General features: G+C 62.6%; 3 protein-coding genes. All 3 read left to right on the top strand.

The window, feature by feature from the left end; translation table 11 throughout:
• Positions 1 to 266 precede the first annotated feature (266 nt).
• Genes QMX97_RS31825 through ycaC form a run of 3 tightly spaced genes read left to right on the top strand, consistent with a single transcriptional unit; the run spans position 267 to position 3,330 of the window.
• The gene (locus QMX97_RS31825) at positions 267 to 857 is read left to right on the top strand and encodes an antibiotic biosynthesis monooxygenase (RefSeq protein ID WP_282398229.1); all 591 of its coding nucleotides are present in this window, start codon (positions 267 to 269) and stop codon (positions 855 to 857) included.
• Positions 854 to 2,692, top strand: a complete 1,839-nt coding sequence (locus QMX97_RS31820; protein ID WP_282398228.1) for an amidohydrolase — start codon at positions 854 to 856, stop codon at positions 2,690 to 2,692. Before QMX97_RS31825 ends, QMX97_RS31820 begins: the two co-directional genes overlap by 4 nt.
• 20 nt (positions 2,693 to 2,712) lie before the next feature.
• Positions 2,713 to 3,330, top strand: coding sequence for an isochorismate family cysteine hydrolase YcaC (gene ycaC / locus QMX97_RS31815; RefSeq protein ID WP_027607149.1), 618 nt, complete (start codon positions 2,713 to 2,715; stop codon positions 3,328 to 3,330).
• Positions 3,331 to 3,424: the final 94 nt, after the last annotated feature.

Here is a 3,424-nt window from a genome sequence, read left to right as displayed (position 1 = left end):
GCCCACGGATTCAAGCCGGAGTGAGGGCACACCGAGCCTAGGCGAGGTGCCGAGTGTTGGGGCAAGAGCGTTTTGGTTACTTTTGCGCTGTTCAAAAGTGACCCGCTGTAAGAGCGGAACCATACGCGGCCATGACCCAAATAACGGATATACACTCAACCTCAATCTCAACGTCCCCCCCCAAACAGCACGTACATCCAATTTTCCCCACCCCCCATCCCCCCAAACTCCTCTCACCGCCAAACCATCAAGGCAGAGGGGCACCCATGCACCCAGCACCCAAAACCGGACCCGACGAAGTCGTCACCCTGGTCGTCAAACACCTGATCAAACCCGGCCAGGAAGCCAACTACGAAACCTGGCTACGCCACATCGTACGAATCGCCGGCGCGCGCCCCGGGCACCTCGGCGTCGACGTCGTGCGCAGCAAACAGAACGGCCTGGCGCTGTTCACCTGCGTATTGCGCTACCGCTCCACCGATGACCTGCAAACCTGGCTCGATTCCGCCGAGCGCAAAACCCTCATCGCCGAAGCCACACCCATGCTGGCGGAAGGCGACAACACCGAAATCGGCGCGGTCAACGAGTTCTGGTTCACGCCCCTGGCCGACAGCGCCGCCAAGCCGCCGCGCTGGAAGCAGGCGGTGGTCACCCTGTGCGTGATCCTGCCGCTGACCCTGCTGGTGCCCATCGTGTGGGGCCCGGTCCTGCGCCTGCACCCGTTTTTATCCAACTACGTGGTCGCGACCTTCCTGGTGACGCTGACCATCGTGCTGCTGGTGGTCTACCTGCTGATGCCGGCCGCCACCCGCCTGTTCGCTCCCTGGCTTGAAGCCTCAGTAAAGGAAACCCTATGAACGCCGATCTGATTCTGTTCAATGGCCAGTTCCACACCGTGGACCGTGAAAACCCGCGCGCCACTGCCGTCGCTATTCATGAAGGCCGCTTTGTCGTCGTCGGCACCGACGGTGAAGCCCTGGCCCTGCGCGGCAGTGGCACCCAGGTCATCGACCTCAAGGGCCGCACCGTGATCCCCGGCCTCAACGACTCGCATCTGCACCTGATCCGTGGCGGGCTCAACTACAACCTCGAACTGCGCTGGGAAGGCGTGCCGTCGCTGGCCGATGCCCTGCGCATGCTCAAGGACCAGGCTGATCGCACCCCGACGCCGCAATGGGTACGCGTGGTCGGCGGCTGGAACGAATTCCAGTTCGCCGAAAAACGCATGCCCACCCTCGACGAACTCAACCAGGCCGCACCCGACACGCCGGTGTTCGTGCTGCACCTGTATGACCGCGCCTTGCTCAACCGCGCTGCACTGCGCGTGGCCGGCTATACCAAGGACACGCCGAACCCGCCGGGCGGTGAGATCGTGCGCGACAGCCACGGCAACCCCACCGGCATGCTGGTGGCGCGGCCCAACGCGATGATCCTGTATGCGACCCTGGCCAAAGGCCCGAAATTGCCGCTGGAATATCAGGTCAACTCCACCCGCCAGTTCATGCGCGAACTTAATCGCCTCGGCCTGACCAGCGCCATCGACGCCGGCGGTGGTTTCCAGAACTATCCCGATGACTACGCGGTGATCGAACAACTGGCCAAGGATCAACAGTTGACGGTGCGCATCGCCTACAACCTGTTCACCCAGAAGCCCAAGGAAGAACTCAGCGACTTCAAGCACTGGACCTCCAGCGTCAGTCTGCATCAGGGCGACGATTATCTGCGCCACAACGGCGCCGGCGAGATGCTGGTGTTCTCCGCCGCCGACTTCGAAGACTTCCTTGAGCCGCGTCCCGACTTGCCGCAAAGCATGGAGCAGGAGTTGGAGCCGGTGGTGCGCCATCTGGTGGAGCAGCGCTGGCCGTTCCGCCTGCACGCAACCTATGACGAGTCCATTTCGCGCATGCTCGACGTGTTCGAGAAGGTCAATCGCGACATTCCGTTCAATGGCCTGCCGTGGTTTTTCGACCATGCCGAAACCATCACGCCGAAAAATATCGAGCGCGTGCGCGCCCTCGGCGGCGGTATTGCGATCCAGGATCGCATGGCGTTCCAGGGTGAGTACTTTGTCGAGCGCTACGGCGCCAAGGCGGCCGAAGCCACGCCGCCGATCAAGCGCATGCTCGCCGAAGGCGTGCCGGTAGGCGCCGGTACCGATGCCACGCGGGTCTCCAGCTACAACCCGTGGACCTCGCTGTACTGGATGGTCAGCGGCCGCACCGTGGGCGGCCTGGAGCTGCACGCCGAAGGCCTGCCGCGCCTGACTGCGCTGGAACTGTTCACCCATGGCAGCGCCTGGTTCTCGTCCGAGCAGGGCAAGAAGGGCCAGATCAAGGTCGGCCAGTTGGCGGACGTCGCCGCGCTCTCGGCGGATTTTTTCAGCGTTGATGAAGAGGCCATCAAGTGGATCGAATCGGTGCTGACCGTGGTCGGCGGCAAGGTGGTGTACGGCGCCGGCGACTTCGACGATGTCGCGCCGCCGCGTGTGCCGGTGCTGCCGGACTGGTCGCCGGTGGTCAAGGTGCCGGGTCACTGGCGCCCGACTTCCCCGGTGCAGGCTCAGGTTCACCAGTGCAGCGGCCCGTGCGGCGTGCATTCCCACAGCCATGAAAAGGCGCGCCTCAGCAGCGTGCCCGTCAGCGACTTCCAGGGTTTCTGGGGCGCGTTTGGCTGCTCGTGTTTTGCTTTTTAAACCCCCGAAGGAGTTAACCCATGACTTACAAGCGCTTGAACAAAGATGACGCGGTGGTGCTGTTGGTGGATCACCAGACCGGCCTGATCTCGCTGGTGCAGGATTTCTCCCCCAACGAATTCAAGAACAACGTGCTGGCCCTGGCCGATGTGGCGAAGTTCTTCAACCTGCCGACCATCCTGACCACCAGTTTTGAAGGCGGTCCTAACGGCCCACTGGTGCCAGAGCTCAAGGCACTGTTCCCGGACGCGCCGTACATCGCCCGCCCTGGCCAGATCAACGCCTGGGACAACGAAGATTTCGTCAAGGCGGTCAAGGCTACCGGTCGCAAGCAGATCATCATTGCCGGCGTGGTGACGGACGTGTGCGTAGCGTTCCCGACCCTGTGCGCCCTCGACGAAGGCTTCGAGGTGTTCGTGGTCACCGACGCCTCCGGTACTTTCAACGAAACTGTGCAACAAGCCGCCTGGGCCCGTATGACCGCCGCCGGTGCGCAACTGGTGAACTGGTTCGCCGTGGCTTGTGAGCTGCAAGTGGACTGGCGCAACGACATGGAAGGCCTGGCCAACCTGCTGTCGCCGCGCATCCCCAACTACCGCAACCTGATGAACAGCTACTCGGCGTTTACTGCCAAATAAGCGATTTCCAGCAGGTGCAGGCGATTCAATGTGGGAGCGGGCTTGCCCGCGAATGCGCTGTGTCAGTCCATACTTTCAGCGACTGATCCAACGC

The organism is Pseudomonas sp. PS01298 (assembly GCF_029959745.1).
Classification (GTDB): Bacteria; Pseudomonadota; Gammaproteobacteria; order Pseudomonadales; family Pseudomonadaceae; genus Aquipseudomonas; species Aquipseudomonas aylmerensis.
This window is presented reverse-complemented; position numbering and strand designations above follow the sequence as displayed.

What these genes read in the sequence shown, in the direction of transcription:
- QMX97_RS31825 (WP_282398229.1), top strand. Translation starts at nt 267, where the DNA reads ATGCACCCAGCACCCAAAACCGGACCCGACGAAGTCGTCACCCTGGTC.
- QMX97_RS31820 (WP_282398228.1), top strand. Translation starts at nt 854, where the DNA reads ATGAACGCCGATCTGATTCTGTTCAATGGCCAGTTCCACACCGTGGAC.
- ycaC (WP_027607149.1), top strand. Translation starts at nt 2,713, where the DNA reads ATGACTTACAAGCGCTTGAACAAAGATGACGCGGTGGTGCTGTTGGTG.